Source organism: Streptomyces sp. NPDC101132, from assembly GCF_044759225.1.
Lineage (GTDB): Bacteria > Actinomycetota > Actinomycetes > Streptomycetales > Streptomycetaceae > Streptomyces.
On record NZ_JBIVYX010000006.1, the window covers coordinates 191415 to 207536 of the forward strand.

14 protein-coding genes are annotated in these 16122 nt (G+C 74.4%); 13 read left to right on the forward strand and 1 reads right to left on the reverse strand.

Features of this window, described 5'->3' with window-relative positions:
• Positions 1–49: 49 nt before the first annotated feature.
• The 5 genes from ACIQUR_RS16150 to ACIQUR_RS16170 all read left to right on the forward strand — a co-directional run bounded on the left by ACIQUR_RS16150 (position 50) and on the right by ACIQUR_RS16170 (position 6219).
• Entirely contained in the window at positions 50–919 is an 870-nt protein-coding gene (locus ACIQUR_RS16150; RefSeq protein WP_403664408.1) for an NmrA/HSCARG family protein, read from the forward strand.
• 179 nt (positions 920–1098) lie between these two features.
• On the forward strand, positions 1099–2214 hold the full coding sequence (locus tag ACIQUR_RS16155; protein WP_403664410.1) for an acyl-CoA dehydrogenase: 1116 nt from the start codon (positions 1099–1101) through the stop codon (positions 2212–2214).
• Positions 2215–2322: 108 nt separating this feature from the next.
• A complete protein-coding gene (locus tag ACIQUR_RS16160) occupies positions 2323–3687 on the forward strand; it encodes an MFS transporter (RefSeq protein ID WP_403664412.1) in 1365 nt (454 codons plus the stop codon).
• A 147-nt stretch (positions 3688–3834) separates the two neighbouring features.
• Positions 3835–4905, forward strand: a complete 1071-nt coding sequence (locus tag ACIQUR_RS16165) for an alkene reductase (protein ID WP_403664414.1) — start codon at positions 3835–3837, stop codon at positions 4903–4905.
• A gap of 105 nt (positions 4906–5010) precedes the next feature.
• A complete protein-coding gene (locus ACIQUR_RS16170) occupies positions 5011–6219 on the forward strand; it encodes a DUF6081 family protein (protein WP_403664415.1) in 1209 nt (402 codons plus the stop codon).
• 160 nt (positions 6220–6379) lie between these two features.
• Here ACIQUR_RS16170 and ACIQUR_RS16175 read toward each other — a convergent pair whose 3' ends face one another.
• Positions 6380–6814 (reverse strand): MarR family winged helix-turn-helix transcriptional regulator, encoded by a 435-nt coding sequence (locus tag ACIQUR_RS16175; protein ID WP_403664417.1) that lies wholly within the window; start codon positions 6812–6814, stop codon positions 6380–6382.
• 97 nt (positions 6815–6911) lie between these two features.
• Here ACIQUR_RS16175 and ACIQUR_RS16180 point away from each other — a divergent pair, with 97 nt between their 5' ends.
• From ACIQUR_RS16180 to ACIQUR_RS16215, 8 genes are all read left to right on the forward strand, one after another.
• Positions 6912–8300, forward strand: a complete 1389-nt coding sequence (locus ACIQUR_RS16180) for an MFS transporter (RefSeq protein WP_403664874.1) — start codon at positions 6912–6914, stop codon at positions 8298–8300.
• A 53-nt stretch (positions 8301–8353) separates the two neighbouring features.
• On the forward strand, positions 8354–9310 hold the full coding sequence (locus ACIQUR_RS16185) for an alpha/beta hydrolase (protein WP_403664419.1): 957 nt from the start codon (positions 8354–8356) through the stop codon (positions 9308–9310).
• An 86-nt stretch (positions 9311–9396) separates the two neighbouring features.
• Positions 9397–10575: an acyltransferase gene (locus ACIQUR_RS16190; protein ID WP_403664421.1), complete on the forward strand. Its 1179-nt coding sequence runs from the start codon at positions 9397–9399 to the stop codon at positions 10573–10575.
• 10 nt (positions 10576–10585) lie between these two features.
• On the forward strand, positions 10586–11962 hold the full coding sequence (locus tag ACIQUR_RS16195; protein WP_403664423.1) for a sensor histidine kinase: 1377 nt from the start codon (positions 10586–10588) through the stop codon (positions 11960–11962).
• Positions 11959–12636, forward strand: a complete 678-nt coding sequence (locus tag ACIQUR_RS16200) for a response regulator (RefSeq protein ID WP_403664425.1) — start codon at positions 11959–11961, stop codon at positions 12634–12636. The genes ACIQUR_RS16195 and ACIQUR_RS16200 overlap by 4 nt, the downstream gene beginning before the upstream one ends.
• An 88-nt stretch (positions 12637–12724) precedes the next feature.
• Positions 12725–14047, forward strand: a complete 1323-nt coding sequence (locus tag ACIQUR_RS16205) for a sensor histidine kinase (protein WP_403664426.1) — start codon at positions 12725–12727, stop codon at positions 14045–14047.
• Positions 14044–14703, forward strand: coding sequence for a response regulator (locus ACIQUR_RS16210; RefSeq protein ID WP_403664427.1), 660 nt, complete (start codon positions 14044–14046; stop codon positions 14701–14703). Before ACIQUR_RS16205 ends, ACIQUR_RS16210 begins: the two co-directional genes overlap by 4 nt.
• A gap of 158 nt (positions 14704–14861) precedes the next feature.
• Positions 14862–16079 carry a cytochrome P450 gene (locus ACIQUR_RS16215; protein ID WP_403664429.1) on the forward strand — a complete coding sequence of 406 codons (1218 nt, stop codon included), beginning with the start codon at positions 14862–14864 and terminating at the stop codon, positions 16077–16079.
• The last annotated feature ends 43 nt before the right edge of the window (positions 16080–16122 follow it).

Here is a 16122-nt window from a genome sequence, read left to right on the forward strand (position 1 = left end):
AAGCAATATGGTTGGTGGGCCAACAGTTATCTGAGTGGAAGGCATTGCCATGTCTGTTGTTGCCGGGACCGTGCTCGTCTTCGGCGCCACCGGCCGTCAGGGCGGCGCCGTGGCCCGCGAGCTGCTGCGCCGTGGCCGGCCGGTGCGCGCCCTCGTCCGGGACCCCGCCTCGGAGGCCGCGCGGGCCCTCGCGGCCGCCGGCGCCGAGCTGGTGCGCGGCGACCTGGAGGACACCGCCTCCCTGGACGCCGCCCTGCGCGACGTCCATGGCGTCTACAGCGTCCAGACCTTCACCGGCCCCGACGGCGCGGCCGGCGAGGAGCGGCAGGGCAAGGCCGTGGCCGACGCCGCCGCCCGGGCCGGCGTCGCTCACTTCGTGTACGGCTCGGTCGGCGGCGCCCGGCGCGGCAGCGGCGTCGAGCACTTCGAGAGCAAGGGCAGGATCGAGGCCCACATCGAGGAGCTGGGCCTGCCCTCCACCGTCCTGCAGCCCACCATGTTCCTCGACAACTTCCAGTGGATCGGACCCGCTTGGGTCGACGGCGAGCTGGTCCTCCACCTCGCCCTGGAGCCGGACACCAGGCTCCAGATGATCGCCTCCAGCGACATCGGCGTCTTCGCCGCCGACGCCTTCGCCGACCCGCAGGGCCACCTGGGCCGCACCATCGAGATCGCCGGCGACGAGCTGACCGGCCCGGAGATGGCCGACGCCTTCGCGAAGGCGGCCGGCGTCCCGGTGCGCTTCCGGCAGCAGCCGATCGAGCAGCTCCGTTCCTTCAGCGCCGAGATGGCCACGATGTTCGACTGGTTCAACAAGGAGGGCTACCGGGCCGACCTGCCCGCGCTGCGCGCCCGGCACTCCGACCTGATCACCCTCGAAACCTGGGCCGCGCGGAACTGGACCGCACCCCAGGGCTGACCCGGAGCCCCGGACCCGGTCCCGACCCGGACCGGCGCCGGTCCGCATCCGGTCCCGACCCGGACCGACCCAGGTCCAGCCCTGGTCCCTACCCCGCTCCGGCCCTGGTCCCGACCCCGGTCCGGCCCTGGTCCCGACCGGGCCGTCACGCACCCACGCACCGCCTTTGGAGGTACCCCATGTCCGCACCGACTGCCGCGATCACGGCCGCCCGCGCCGCCGGAGCGGTCGCGGCGCGCCACGCGGCCGAGGCCGACGCCGGCCGGCGTCTGCACGGCGACGTGGTGGCGGCCCTGACCGGGGCCGGGTTCGCCCGGCGGTTCGTACCGGAGCACCTGGGCGGCGAGCCGGTGACCTTCACCGAGCTGACCGAGGCCGTGGCGGCGGTCGGCGAGGGCTGCGCCTCCGCCGCGTGGGTGGCCTCGCTGACGGCCCACGTGGGGCGGTTCGCCACGTACCTGCCCCTGGAGGGCCAGGAGGAGGTCTGGGAGAAGGGTCCCGACACCCGGCTCGTGGCGGCCGTGGTGCCGCAGGGCACCACCGGGCGCGTGGACGGCGGCTGGCGGATCTCCGGCACCTGGAACTTCCTCAGCGGGGTCGAGTTCTGCGACTGGGCGCTGCTGCTCGGACCGGCGGCGCCGGGCGGCCGCCCGACCGGGAAGGAACGGTTCTTCGTGGTCCGGCGGGACGACTTCGTCATCGAGGACACCTGGGACACCCTCGGCATGCGCGCCACCGGCAGCCATTCCGTGCGGGTCGACGACGTCTTCGTACCGGACCACCGGACCTTCCGGCAGGCCGACCTCTTCGAGGGCCGGCGGTCCGAGGAGGCCGGCGGTGCGCGCACCGGTGTTCCGGGGGACGGGCTGCCGATCTTCGCGGTCAACGGCCTGACCTTCGCCGCCCCCGTCCTGGGCGCCGCCCGCGGCGCCCTCGCCCTGGCCGAGCAGTCCCTCGGCGGTACGGACGGCCGTCCCCCGGCCCGGGACGCGTACCGCACCGCCTTCGCCCTGTCCGCCGGCGAGATCGACGCGGCCGGGCTGCTGCTCCGGCGGGTGGCCGAAACCGCCGACCTCGGCGGCCTCACCCCCGGACTGGTCACCCGCGCCCGGCGCGACAGCGCGCTCGCGACGCGGATGCTCGCGGGTGCGGTCGACCGGCTCTTCAAGGGCAACGGCGTGCGCTCGACCGCCACCGGCGCGCCGCTCCAGCGCTACTGGCGCGACGTGACCAGCGCCGCCACCCACGGCGTGCTCCAGTTCGAGCCCGCGGCGCTGGAGTTCACCAGGCGCTGACCCGGCGCCCGGGCTGCCCGTCCGCTTCCCGTTCTCCGCCTCCCGTCCCCTCCCGCCTCCCGTCCCCTCCTGCTTCCTGTCCCCTCCGCTCTCCCTTGTGAGGACCAGATGAGCTCACCCAGCCCGGCCGCGCCAGGCCCGGCCGGACCGGCCGTACCGGCCCCGGCCGACGGCCCGGCGCAGCCCGCGGGCACCCCGGCGATCCTCTCCGTGCTGCTGCTCGCCACGACGCTCACCGTGATGGCCGGCGCCATCGTGATGCCCGTCGTCGAGGTGATCCGCGGCGACCTGGGCATCAGCGGCACCGAGGCCGGCCTGATCCTCACGGCGCACGGCCTCTCCCTGGCCGTCGCCAGCCCGCTCACCGGCTGGCTGGTCGACCGCATGGGCGTCCGCACGCCCCTCGCGGCCGGCCTGGTGCTCTACGGGCTGGCCGGCGGAGCGGGCCTGCTCACCGACTCGTACCCGTCGCTGCTGCTCACCCGCATCGTCTTCGGCATCGGCGCGGCCTTCGTCTTCACCGGCACCACCGTGGCCGTGCTCGCCCTCTACCAGGGGCCCGAGCGCGACCGGGTGATGGGCTGGCGGGCCACCGCCCAGTCCCTGGGCGGCGTCGTCTGGCCGCTGATCGGCGGCGCGCTCGGCGGCGTCTCCTGGCACGCTCCGTTCGCCATCTACCTGCTCGGCGTCCCGCTCGGCCTGGCCACGCTGGCCGCCCTGCCCGACACCCGCGGCGCGGGCGGCCCCGCCAAGGGCGGCACGGTGCTCCAGCTGCTCCGGCGGCGGCCCGCGCTCATCGGCTTCTACCTGCTCCAGGCCGTCTGCTCGGTGCTGCTGTACGCGATCGGCGTCTTCCTGCCGCAGCGGCTGGCGGAGCTGGGCGTCGAGGAGCCGTTCCTGGTGGCCCTCTACAACGTGGTCATGACCGTGGTGATGAGCCTGGTCGGCCTCGTGTACGCCAAGCTGCGCGCCGGTCTCGGCTACACCCTGCTGCTCCGGCTGGCCGCCGTGGCCTGGGTCGCCGCCTTCCTGATCCTGGGCGTCGCCGACCAGACCCTGTTGCTCTTCCTCGCCCCGGCGCTGTTCGGCCTGGGCCTCGGCATGGCGTTCCCGGCCCTGGCCGTGCTCATCGGCGAGGGCGCCCCGCCCGAGCTGCGGGGCCAGGCCACCTCCCTGTCCGGCACGGCGACCTTCCTCGGGCAGTTCGCCTCGCCGCTGCTGCTCGGGCCGCTGATCGGGGCCACCTCGGTGACCACCGGGTTCCTGGCCTCCGCCGGGCTCTCCGCGGTGGTGCTGCTCCTGCTGCTGCCGTTCAAGGCGGGCGGGGCGGCGGCCGCACCGGGCGGGGCGGCCGCCGACGATGCGGCTCCGGCCGCTGCGGCCCGGGCCGATGCCCTTCCCGCCGGCTCGGCTCCGGCCGGCTCGGCTTCCGTCGGCCCGGCTCCGGCCGCCGGGGAGCGTGCCGACGCCTGACTTCCGTACCGCCGTGCGGGCCGTCCGGGCCCGCGCGTCACGTACCGCCCGCGGGTGCACCCGTACCCGCACGCCAGACCCCCATCCGGGGCGCCCGTTCCCCCGTACCGGCGCCCGACTCCGTATCACCCTTCAGTGAGGACACTCATGACCACCGCATTCGACCCGGCCGACCTGGCGGGGACCAAGCTCGCCAACCGTCTCGTCATGGCCCCGATGACCCGGAGCCGTGCCGCCGAGGGCGGTCTGCCCACCGAGCTGACCGCCGAGTACTACGCCCAGCGCGCCTCGGCCGGTCTGATCATCACCGAGGGCACCCAGCCGAACGTCAACGGCCAGGGCTACCCCTTCACCCCCGGCATCCACAGCGCCGAGCAGGTCGCCGCGTGGCGCGTCGTGACCGACGCCGTGCACGCCAAGGGCGGCGTGATCTTCGCGCAGCTCATGCACGCCGGCCGCATCGGCCACCCGGTCCTGCTGCCCGGCGACATGACCCCCGTCGGCCCCTCCCCGGTGGCCGCCAAGGGCCAGGTCTACACGCCGGAGGGCCCGAAGGACTTCGTCACCCCGCGCGAGCTGACGGGCGACGAGGTCCGCGCCACCATCGCGGACTTCGTCTCCGCCGCCCGCAACGCCGTCGACGCCGGCTTCGACGGCGTCGAGCTGCACGGCGCGGCCGGCTACCTGATCCAGCAGTTCCTCGGCCCGGTCAGCAACCAGCGCACCGACGAGTGGGGCGGCTCGGTCGAGAACCGCATCCGCTTCGCGGTCGAGGTCGCCAAGGCCGTCTCCGCCGAGATCGGCGCCCACCGCGTGGGCCTGCGCATCTCCCCCGGGACCAACCCGTTCAACGACATCCAGGAGCCGGAGCCGCAGCCGACGTACGCGGCGCTGATCGAGGCCCTCAACCCGCTCGGCCTGGCCTACCTGCACATGATCGAGGGCGCCGACCGCGACCTCATGCTCACCATCCGCAAGGAGTGGCAGGGCACCTTCATCCTCAACCCGGCCACCGAGGGCCGCCCGACCGGCGTGGAGGAGCTGAAGCTGATCGAGGACGGCACGGCCGACCTGCTCGCCTACGGCGCGCTGTTCCTCGCCAACCCCGACCTGCCGGCCCGCCTGGCCGTCGGCGGCCCGTTCAACGAGGCCGACCCGGCCACGTTCTACGGCGGCGGCGCCGAGGGCTACACCGACTACCCGGCGCTCGCCGGCTGACCGACGGCACCGCCGGGTTCCCCCAGGCGCCCGGTCCGGCCCCGCCCACGCGGTGACCGGGCCGGGCGCCTGCCCGTACGGATGACACCCCGAGGAGACCAGAGCATGGCCCGCCGTACCACCCGTACTCCGTCCGCCTTCCGCATACGCCGAACCGCAGCCGGACTCCGCACGCGCCGTACTCCCACCGCCCTGCGCACGCGCCGTACTCCCGCCGGGCTCGGCGACGGCCTCCGCGCCGGATCCCGCGGTGGAGCGCGCAGCGGATTCCGCGGTGGCCTCCGCGGTGGCCTCGCCGCCGCCGTGGCCGCCGCCGCGATGACCGCCGCGCTGCTCCCGGCGACCGCCGTCGCCGAGGAATCCGACGGCCTGACCGCGCCGCGACGGGTGCTGTTCCGCGACGACTTCACGGCCGGCTTCGCCAACTCCGGCGCGGGGGCCAGGTGGAGCACCCCGTTCACCGACGGCGTCGTGACGACGTCCGCCGCCGGACTCAAGGTCGTCCCGTCCGGCACCGACCCGGCCACCGGCCGGCCGGCCTTCCAGTGGACCACCGGCCAGCAGTCGAGCGGCGGCATGGGCACCCTGGACCACATCAAGTGGGCCTCGATGACCACCCACACCGCGTCCACCGGCCTGGCCGGCTTCGACACCCCGGCCACCGGCACGCTCAGCTGCGCCACCACCCTGTCGGCCACCGGCACCGGGATGGGCGCGCACCCGTTCGGCGCGGCCGTCTCCGACGCCGAGGCCGACCCGCGCCTGGGCTCCGGCGCGCTGCTGTTCACCGACCCGGAGTCCAACGTGGTCTTCGACTTCTTCGTGACCAACAAGAAGATCTACGCCGTCTACGAGCGGCTCCGGAAGCCCGGCACCACGTACGCCGCCTACTCGTACGCCGTCCCCGTGGCCTCCCGGACCAGCACCTCGACGGACACCCTGAAGATCTCCGTGAACCGCGCCAACGCGAGCGTGACGTGGACGGTCAACGGCGCGAACGTCCTGTCGGTGCGGGGCATCGGCAACCGCGTGCCGGACCGCGCGTACATGACCCTGGACCACGGCGGCACGGAGGAGACGGTCCGGCCGCGCCAGCTCAACTGCGGCCTGGGCACCTTCACCCTGCTCGACGGGGCGGCGGGCGCCGACGGCAAGGGGCTCGTGAAGATCGACTCGACGGTCGACTACTTCAACCCGCGGCAGGGGGCGCCGGCCGCGCAGACCTTCGTGGACGGCGCGGGCCTGGCCGGGAACCGGCTGTGGGGGCAGGGCGTTCAGCTGAAGGTCGCCAGCCTTGAGGTGACGAGCAGCTGACCGGCCGTCGGCCGGCGGTTCCGTCGGCGGGCCGTTCCGTCGGCGGGCCGTTCCGTCGGCGGGCCGTTCCGTCGGCGGGCCGTTCCGTCGGCGGGCCGTTCCGTCGGCGGGCCGGCTGCCCCGGGGCGGCCGGCGTCGGTCCGCACTGTGGTGGGAGGCCTCAGGCCTCGCGCGGTTCCACCAGGTTGCGTTCCATGCGGCGCAGCAGCCGCAGGGCCTCGGTGCGCTGGCGTTCCGACATCCCGGCCGTGGTGATCGTCTCCAGGTCCGCCCAGGCGCGCTCGACCTCGCCGCGCAGCGCCCGGCCCTCGGAGGTGAGGGAGACGATCACCGAACGGCGGTCGTCGGGCGCGGTCTCGCGGGTGATCAGCCCCTGCTGCTCCAGGCGCTGCACGGTGCGGGTGACCGTCGAGCGGTCCAGCTTGAGCGCGTTCGCCAGCGCGCTCTGGGACTGGTGGTCGTTCTCCCACAGCCGCATCAGGAGCAGCTCCTGGCCGGGGTAGAGGCCGATCCGGCCGAGCAGCGGCGAAGCGGCCGCCCAGTGGGCGCGGGCCAGCCGGAGAATCATGTGCCCGATCTCCCCGTACTCCTCCACCGGGCCTCCACGCCGCCGTCCCACAATTCGTCGCCGGGCCCACGTCCGTGGCCCGGCCACACACTACAGCGGCGCCGGAAGGGGTCCCTTGAACACGATCAGGCGGACGTTCCAGTCCCTCTCGGTGCGGAACTTCCGCCTCTACGCACTGGGCCAGCTGATGTCCGTGACGTGTACGTGGATGATGATCGTCGCCCAGGACTGGCTGGTCCTGGGCCTGTCCGGCGATTCCGGCACGGCCCTCGGCGCCATCACCGCCGCCCAGTTCGCCCCGGTGCTGCTGCTGACCCTGTACGGGGGGCGGCTGGCCGACCGGCACGACAAGCGGCGCATCCTCGTGCTGGCCAACCTCGCCGCCGGCGTGCTCGCGCTCGCGCTGGCGCTGTGGGTGGTGGCCGGGGGCGTGCGGCTGTGGCACATCGGGGTGTTCGCCGTGCTGCTGGGCGCGGTCAACGCGGTGGAGGCGCCGACCCGGATGTCCTTCATCAGCGAGCTGGTGGGCACGGAGCTGCTGCCGAACGCCTCGGCCCTGAGCGCGGCGTACTTCAACACCGCCCGGGTGGCCGGGCCGGCCCTGGCGGGGCTGCTGATCAGCGGCTACGGGGTGGGTCCCGTGATGCTGCTGAACGCGGTGAGCTACCTGGCGACCGTGGTGAGCCTGGTGCTGATGCGGCCGGACGAGATGCGGGGCGGCGGTGCCGGGCGGGCGCGGGACACGCGGGTGGTGGACGGGCTGCGGTACCTGCGGTCGCGGTCCGACCTGCTGCTGCCGATCGGGCTGGTCGCGGTGAACGGCCTGTTCGCCTTCAACTTCCAGCTGACGCTGCCGCTGTTGGCCAAGACGGTGTTCGGGGCCGGCTCGACGACGTTCGGGCTGCTGAGCAGCGCCCTGGCCGTGGGCTCGCTGGTGGCCGCCTTCGCCACCACCGCCCGGCGGGGCCGGCCCTCCGCGGGCGTGGTGACGGGCGGTGCGGTCGCCTTCGGGGCTCTGGAGGCGCTGACGGGGTTCGCGCCCTCGCTGCCGGTGGCGCTGGTGCTGCTCGCGGCCACGGGGTACGCGATGAGCCATTTCGCGCAGTCCTCGAACCACCGCATCCAGCTGGGGTCCGATCCGCGGTACCGGGGGCGGGTGATGGCGGTGTACACCCTGATCTTCCAGGGGTCGACGCCCGTGGGCGCCGTGCTGACGGGCCTGCTCTCCGAGGAGTTCGGGGCGCGCTGGGGGATGACCGCGGGCGGGCTGGTCTCGCTGGCTGCGGGGCTCGGCGCGTGGTGGCTGCTGCGGCGGGGGTACGGGGTGGGGGCTGTCGGGGCCGCGGGGCCGGGGGGTGCGGCTGCGGGGCCGGGAGGTGCGGCCTCCGGGGAAGGGGCTGCGGGGCCGGGAGGTGCGGCTTCCGGGGTGGGGCCTGTCACCCCCGTAGTACTTGAGAGCTACGCGGAAAGGGCGCTCCCCAGCGGGACGCCGACCACGCGGCGCGGTTCGTAGCTTCGGGTCCGGTGGGGGCGCGACCGGTGTCCCCAGGACCCGGAGGTGCCGCGATGACCACCCAGCACGACCGTGCCGCACGACCCCCGCGCTTCGGCCGGCTGCGCCGCACGCTGCTGGCCGCGCTGGTCGCCGCGGCGGTGGTGGTGCCGGTGTCCGCCGCGGCGCTGCCGGAGGCGCCGGCGCCGGCTGCGGTGCGGTTCGGGGAGGCGGTCCCGCTCCAGGAGCGGTACGCGGCGAACCGCACCGCGCTCGCCGAAGCCGCGCGGATGGCCGCCGGGGCCGGGCACGACAGCCGGGCGGCGCAGCTGCGGGCCATGGCGTCCGGGCGGTTCCTGGCCTTCGACGGCCACCGGACCGGGCGGGCGGTGGAGGTGCTGGGGGACCTGGCGGGTGCCCGGCGGGTGGCGGTGCTGGTGCCGGGGTCCGACACCACGCTGGACACGTACGCGCGCTTCCGTGCCGGTGCGGCCGCGCTGCGGGAGCGCCTGCTGAGGGAGGGCCGCGGGGACACGGCGGTGGTGGCGTGGCTGGGGTACGACACTCCGGGCACGGTGAGCCCCGCGGTGGCCACCACCGGGCGCGCCGACGATGCCGCCCGGGAACTGACGCCCTTCCTTTCCGGGTTGGCGCGGCTGGCGCCGGGTGCCGGGATATCCCTGCTGTGCCATTCGTACGGCTCGGTCGTGTGCGCGCGGACCGCCACTCCGGCGGCCGTGACGGACGTGGTCCTGTACGGCAGTCCGGGCACGGGTGCCGACCGGGCCGCGGACCTGCCGACCTCTGCCCGGGTCTGGGCCGGCCGGGGTGCCGGGGACTGGATCGCCGACGTGCCCCACGTGCGCCTGGAACTCCTGTGCGGCTCGCTCGGGTTCGGCACCGACCCGGTCGATCCCGCCTTCGGGGCCCGGGTGTTCGACGCCGGGGGCGGCGGTCACAGCGACTACCTCACGGCGGGTACCGCCTCGCTGGCCCGGCTCGCGCGCATCGCCGCGGGTGAGCGGCCGTGATCCGCCCCCCGGCCCCCGCCCCGGTCACCGCCCTCTCCTCCCCCGCCGTCAGCCCGGAGCCACGCGAACGCCTTCGGAGGCCACCCATGCCGAAACCCACCGGACTCGCCCAGCGGATGGACGCGGCCACTCCTGCCGGCCGCGACCGTGCCGTCGACGGGCTGCGGGCCCTCGCCATCACCGGCGTGGTGCTGGGCCACTGGCTGGTGACCGCGCTGACCCCGGCGGACGGCGCCCTGCGGGCCACCAGTCCGCTGGCCCACCTGCCCTGGCTGGCGCCGGTGTCCTGGATCTTCCAGACGCTGGCGGTGTTCTTCCTGGTCGGCGGGTACGTGGCCGCGCGGAGCCATGCCTCCGCCAGGTGGCGCGGGGTGACGTACGCGCAGTGGACCGGGGGGCGGCTGGCCCGGCTGTTCCGGCCGGTTGCGGCCGTCCTGGTGCTGTGGACCGTGGCCGCCGTGGCGATGTCGGCGGCCGGGGTCGGCGCGGACACGCTGCGGACGCTGCTGCGGCTGGTGCTGTCCCCGCTGTGGTTCCTCCTGGTGTTCGCCGCGCTGACCGCCGCCACCCCGCTGGTGGCGCGGCTGCACCCGGTGTGGCCGCTGGCCGTGGTGGCGGGGGTGGACCTGGCCCGGTTCGCGTGCGGCGGGCCCGCCTGGCTGGGCTGGGTCAACGTCGCGGCGGGCTGGCTGGTGCCGTACTGCCTCGGCGCCCTGTGGGCCCGGGGCGGCTTCACCCGGCGGCGGCCGGGCGTGCTGCTCCTGGCCGGCGGGGCGCTGGCCACCGGGGTGCTCGTGCTGTGGGGCGGTTACCCGGCCTCCATGGTGGGGGTGCCCGGCGCGGAGGTGTCGAACCTCAACCCGCCGACGCTGGCGGCCGTGACGTTCGGGCTGGCGCAGTGCGGGCTGGCGCTGCTGGTGCGGGAGCCGCTGGGCCGGGTGCTGCGGCGGCCGGTGGCCTGGGCCGCGGTGGCCGTGGTGAACCTGTCCGCGATGACCGTGTTCCTGTGGCACCAGACCGCGATGATGGCCGTCACCGCCACGGGGCTGCTGTTCGGCACGCGGCTGCCGGGGCTGCACACGGTGCCGAACGGCCTGGAGTGGATACCGGCCCGGCTGATGTGGCTGCCGGTGTTCGCGGTCGCGCTGCTGGTGTGCTGGTCGGCGTTCCGTACGTACGAGCAGGGCGGGCGGCGGCGCTCCCGCGGGGCGTCCCTGGTCGTCCGCGAGCACCACCCTTCCGGGCAGGGGGCGTTGCGTGCCTAGGGTGGGCGACGTGAACCCGCACGAGACGACCAGGGCGGCCGGCACGCCGGGCGACGGGCAAGGGCCGGACGAGCTGACGGCTGCCCTCGACTGGACCGCCCACGCCACGCGGAGACTGGTGCGGGTGGCCGCGCGGACCCTGCGGGAGGACCTGTTCACACTGGAGCGGGACCCCCTGCCGCCGATGTCCCGGCCGCGGTGGCTGGCCCGGCTGCCGCACATCCTGGTCTTCCTGTACGGCTGGGTGGCGACGATCCCGTCCGTCCAGCTGCTGCTCAACTCCTACCAGGCGCGGGGCGAGCTGGTCGTGATGCAGGTCGTCGTCCAGGCGGCCGCCCTGCTGATGGCGATGAGCAGGCCGGTGCTCGGCTGGTGGCTGTCGCTGGGTGCCGCGTTCATCACCCAGATCGCCGTGACCCGGGTCGGCGAGAACCCCTGGCCCTGGACGCTGCCCGAACTCGCACTGCACGGGCTGGTGTTGCTGCTGCTCGCGCTGCGGGTGCGGCCGCGGGTCGCGGTCGAGGCCCTGGTGCTGTCGGTGGGCTTCGGCTTCCTGGCCGTCGCGTTCAACAACTTCGGTGTCGGGTACCGGGGCACGGCGGTCGGGGCCCTCGTCTACTTCGGCTTCACCGTGGTGATCGGCTCGGCGCTGCGGGCCCGCCGGGTGGCCAGGACGCAGCTGGTGGAGCAGACCTCGCTGACGGAGGAGGAGCGGGCCCGGCGCACGCTGCTGGAGGAGCGCAGCCGGATCGCCCGTGAGCTGCACGACGTGGTCGCCCACCACATGTCGGTCATCTCGATCCAGGCGCAGGTCGCCCCCCACCTGGTGGAGAACCCGTCGGCGGAGCTCAGGGAGAACCTGGCGGGGATCCGGGAGAACGCGCTGGAGGCGCTCACCGAACTCCGCCGGGTGCTCGGCGTGCTGCGCTCGGAGAGCGCCGCGGACCCGGCCAACCCGCACCACCCGCAGCCCACCCTGGCCGACCTGGGCGGGCTGGTGGACAACGTGCGCGGTGCCGGCCTGGACGTCACCACCGAGATCGCCGGGGTGGCCCGGCCGCTGCCTCCGGGCGTGGAGCTGACCGCGTACCGGATCGTCCAGGAGGCGCTGAGCAACTGCCTGCGCCACGCGCCCGGTTCCGTGGTGGAGGTGGGCATCGCCTACGGTCCCAGGGAGCTGCACGTGTGCGTGGCCAACTCGGCGCCGACCCGGTCCGTGCCGCCCTCCCCCGGCGCCGGGCACGGCCTGCTCGGGATGCGCGAGCGGGCCGGGATGCTCGGCGGCGAACTGGCCGCGGGTCCCCGCCCCTCCGGGGGTTACGAGGTGACCGCGGTCCTCCCCATGGACACCCCCGCCCGGACGACCACCGAGAAGGACTCCGTATGACGACGCCGCCGCCGATCCGCGTGATGATCGCCGACGACCAGATGATGGTCCGGCAGGGCTTCACCGTGCTGCTCAACGCCGAGCCCGACATCGAGGTCGTCGGCCAGGCCGTGGACGGCGCCGACGCCGTGGCCAAGGTGGCGGAGCTGCGTCCGGACGTGGTGCTGATGGACATCCGCATGCCCGGGGTCGGCGGGATCGAGGCGACCGCCCGGATCACGGGCGAGCCCGACGCCACCGTGAAGGTGCTGGTGCTGACCACCTTCGACCTGGACGAGTACGTGTACGAGGCGCTGCGCGCGGGCGCTTCGGGGTTCCTCCTGAAGGACGCGTCCGCGGACCAGCTCGCCGAGGCGGTGCGGGTGGTGGCGGCGGGCGAGGCGCTGCTCTCGCCCAACATCACCAAGCGGCTGATCACCGAGTTCTCCCGGCTGGGGGCGCCGCGTGCTCCCTTGAAGGAGCGGCTGGGCGAGCTGACGGAGCGGGAGACCGAGGTGCTGGCGCTGGTCGCCCAGGGCCTGTCGAACGCGGAGATCGCCGCCCACCTGCACGTGGCGGAGCAGACCGTGAAGACCCATGTGAGCCGGATCCTGGTGAAACTGGGGCTGCGTGACCGCACCCAGGCGGCGGTCTACGCGTACGAAACCGGGCTGATCCGTCCGACGGGCTACTGAGGTCGGGGCGTAGTACCTGAGGGGGACCTGGAGAAATCCCCTTCCGGCCCGACGTGGGTGAGGGGGACGGCGGCCTACCGTTCTGTACGTGACCGAGACGACCACCGGGGGGACCCGGACCCATTCGCCGGAGCTGAAGCTGGCCTCCGGGATCGTTGCCCAGCTGCGGCACGACCTGATCACGGACGCGTTCGCGTACCGGCCGCTGGAGCGGATGCGCACGGACGGGCCGCTGACCAGGCTGCTGCCCCGGCGGATACGCCCGCGGGCGGCCTGGACGCCACACGCCCTGATCGTGATGAGTGCCGGGTTCGTCGTGCTGATGAGCCTGGCCAACGGCAGCGGCGCCTCCGGGCCCTTCAGCGCCTTCGTCTTCGGCCTCGTCGCGGCGGCGCCGGTGCTGATGACGCTGGTGCGGCCGGCGGGCGCGTTCTGGGCCTCGCTGGCGGCCACGCTGGCGCTCGCCGTGGTCGGCCCCACCGGTTTCTGGCCCTGGTCGCCGGCCACGTTCGTGGCCCACGTCCTGGTCATGGTGCTGGTGACGGCCCGCACCCGGCCCCGGGTCGGGGGGTGGATGTGGTTCGTCACGGTGCTGCTCGGGGGCCTGCTGAGCAGTGCGCTCAGCCTGGACGGGACGGACAACACGGGCCCGCTGGCGGTCGTGTCCGCGATCGCGCTGCTGGCCGTCAGCGTGCTGAAGATCCGGAGCCAGGCGGCGAAGGAGGTCACCGCGCAGCAGGAGGTGACGGCCGTCGAGCGGGACAAGCGGACGCTGCTGGAGGAGCGCACCACCATCGCGCGGGAGCTGCACGACGTGGTCGCGCACCACATGTCGGTGGTCGCGATCCAGGCGGAGGCCGCCCCCTACCGGGTGGAGAACCCTCCGCCGGAGCTGGAGCAGGCGTTCCTGACCATCCGGGAGAACGCGGTGGCGGCGCTGACCGAGCTGCGCCGGGTGCTGGGTGTGGTGCGGTCCGCCGACTACGAGGCCCCCGAGGCCCCGCAGCCTACGCTGGCCTCGCTGGACGGGCTGCTGGCCAACGTCCGTGAGGCGGGGCTGACGGTGGACAAGACGGTGACCGGGGCGGTGCGGGAGCTGCCGCAGGGCGTGGAGCTGTCGGCGTACCGGATCATCCAGGAGGCGCTGAGCAATACGCTGCGCCATGCGCCGGGGGCGCGGGCGGGCGTCGAGATCGGGTACGTCCTGGGCGGGCTCGGGCTGCGGATCGTGAACGACGCGCCGACCGGGGACGTCAGGCCCTCGCCGGGTGCGGGGCACGGGATCACGGGGATGCAGGAGCGGGTGGCGATGCTGGAGGGCGAGATGACGGCCGGGTCCACGGCGGACGGCGGCTACGAGGTCGCGGTCTTCATACCGGTGCGGGCGCGGACGGGCGAGGACGCCGCATGACGATCAGGGTCCTGATCGTGGACGACCAGATGATGGTCCGCGAGGGCTTCTCGGTGCTGCTGAACGCGATGCCCGACATCGAGGTGGTGGGCGAGGCGGTCGACGGCCGCGAGGCGATCACGCAGGTCGCCGCGCTGCGGCCGGACGTGGTGCTGATGGACATCCGGATGCCGGTGCTCAACGGCCTGGAGGCGACCCGGGAGATCGTGGCGGCCGACGCGGACGCCAAGGTGCTGGTGCTGACCACCTTCGACCTCGACGAGTACGTCTACCAGGCGCTGCGGGCGGGGGCTTCCGGCTTCCTGCTCAAGGACGCCTCGGCCCGCCAGCTGGCCGACGGGGTCCGGGTGGTGGCCTCGGGCGAGGCGCTGCTGGCCCCTTCGGTGACCAAGCGGCTGATCGCGGAGTTCTCGAAGCTCGCCGAGTCCCCCAGGGTGGGCGACCGGACGCAGGTCGGTGAGCTGACGGACCGCGAGACGGAGGTGCTGATCCTCATCGCCCAGGGCCTGTCCAACGCGGAGATCGCGGAGCGGCTGGTCATCGCCGAGTCCACGATCAAGACCCACGTCAGCCGGATCCTGGTGAAGCTCGGCCTCCGCGACCGCACCCAGGCCGCCGTCTTCGCGTACGAGGCCCGGCTGGTCACGCCGGGGTAGGCACGTTCCCGCACACGGATGGCGTATGCCGACGGCAGCCGCGGCGGCTCGGTCCACGGGCGCGTTCGGCGACCTGGTCGTGCTGCCGGCACCGGTGGGGATCGAGTTCGAGACGGAGGAACTCAAGAAGTACGTCCGCCAGGCGGTAGCGTCGGGTCATGGACGAGGGCGCTGTTTTCGATCCGTGGTCGGCCGGGTTCGTCGCCGATCCCTATCCCGCGTACGCCCGGCTGCGGCGCGCGGGGCGGGCCGTGTTCTACGAGCCCACAGGACAGTGGCTGATCCCGCACTACGACGACGTGAGCGCGCTGCTGCGGGACCGGCGGCTGGGCCGCACGTACCTGCACCGGTTCACGCACGAGGAGTTCGGGCGCACTCCCCCGCCGGCCGCGCACGAGCCCTTCCACGTGATGAACGGCAACGGGCTGCTCGACCTGGAGGACCCTCACCACGCGCGGGTCCGGCGGCTGGTGGCCAAGGCGTTCACGCCCCGGATGGTGGAGCGGCTGGCGCCGACCGTCCGGCAGCTGGCGGGCGAGCTGGTCGAGGGGCTGCTCGCGGACGGCGGCGGGGACCTGATCGCCCGGGTCGCGGAGCCGCTGCCGGTGGCGGTGATCGCCGAGCTGCTCGGGGTGCCCGAGGGCGACCGGCACCTGCTGCGCCCCTGGTCGGCGGCGATCTGCGGGATGTACGAGCTCAACCCGTCCGAGGAGACCGCCCGGGCGGCGGTGCGGGCCTGCCGGGAGTTCGACCTCTACCTGCGGGAGCTGATCGAGGAGCGCCGGCGGGAGCCGGACACCGATCTGATCTCGGCGCTGATCGCCGCGCACGACGAGGAGGGGCGGCTGAGCGAGCAGGAGATGGTGTCCACCTGCGTGCTGCTGCTCAACGCCGGCCACGAGGCGACGGTCAACACCACGGGCAACGGCTGGTGGACCCTGTTCCGGCACCCCCAGCAGCTGGCCGCCCTGCGCGCCGACCCGGCCGGGGTGCTGTCCACAGCTGTGGAGGAGCTGATGCGCTTCGACACCCCGCTCCAGATGTTCGAGCGCTGGGTGCTGGACGACATCGAGGTCGGGGACGTGAAGATCCCGCGCGGCTCCGAGGTGGCCCTGCTGTTCGGCTCGGCCAACCGCGACCCGGCCCGGTTCGCCCGTCCGGACGAGCTGGACCTCGTACGCACCGACAACCCGCACATCACCTTCGGCGCCGGCATCCACTACTGCCTGGGCGCGCCGCTGGCGCGGCTGGAGCTGTCCGCCTCCTTCGGCGCGCTGCTCGCGGACGGCGTGCCGCCGCTGCGGCTCGCCGCCGAGCCGCAGTGGCAGGAGGGCTATGTGATCCGGGGCCTGAAGGAGCTGCGGGTCGAGTTCTGACGCCCGGCCGCCACCGCCGCCCGCGCCGGTGTCCGCCCGCGCC

Bases quoted from the DNA above. Each gene is read 5' to 3' on its own strand.
- ACIQUR_RS16150 (WP_403664408.1), top strand. From the start codon at position 50: ATGTCTGTTGTTGCCGGGACCGTGCTCGTCTTCGGCGCCACCGGCCGT.
- ACIQUR_RS16155 (WP_403664410.1), top strand. From the start codon at position 1,099: ATGTCCGCACCGACTGCCGCGATCACGGCCGCCCGCGCCGCCGGAGCG.
- ACIQUR_RS16160 (WP_403664412.1), top strand. From the start codon at position 2,323: ATGAGCTCACCCAGCCCGGCCGCGCCAGGCCCGGCCGGACCGGCCGTA.
- ACIQUR_RS16165 (WP_403664414.1), top strand. From the start codon at position 3,835: ATGACCACCGCATTCGACCCGGCCGACCTGGCGGGGACCAAGCTCGCC.
- ACIQUR_RS16170 (WP_403664415.1), top strand. From the start codon at position 5,011: ATGGCCCGCCGTACCACCCGTACTCCGTCCGCCTTCCGCATACGCCGA.
- ACIQUR_RS16185 (WP_403664419.1), top strand. From the start codon at position 8,354: ATGACCACCCAGCACGACCGTGCCGCACGACCCCCGCGCTTCGGCCGG.
- ACIQUR_RS16190 (WP_403664421.1), top strand. From the start codon at position 9,397: ATGCCGAAACCCACCGGACTCGCCCAGCGGATGGACGCGGCCACTCCT.
- ACIQUR_RS16200 (WP_403664425.1), top strand. From the start codon at position 11,959: ATGACGACGCCGCCGCCGATCCGCGTGATGATCGCCGACGACCAGATG.
- ACIQUR_RS16210 (WP_403664427.1), top strand. From the start codon at position 14,044: ATGACGATCAGGGTCCTGATCGTGGACGACCAGATGATGGTCCGCGAG.
- ACIQUR_RS16215 (WP_403664429.1), top strand. From the start codon at position 14,862: ATGGACGAGGGCGCTGTTTTCGATCCGTGGTCGGCCGGGTTCGTCGCC.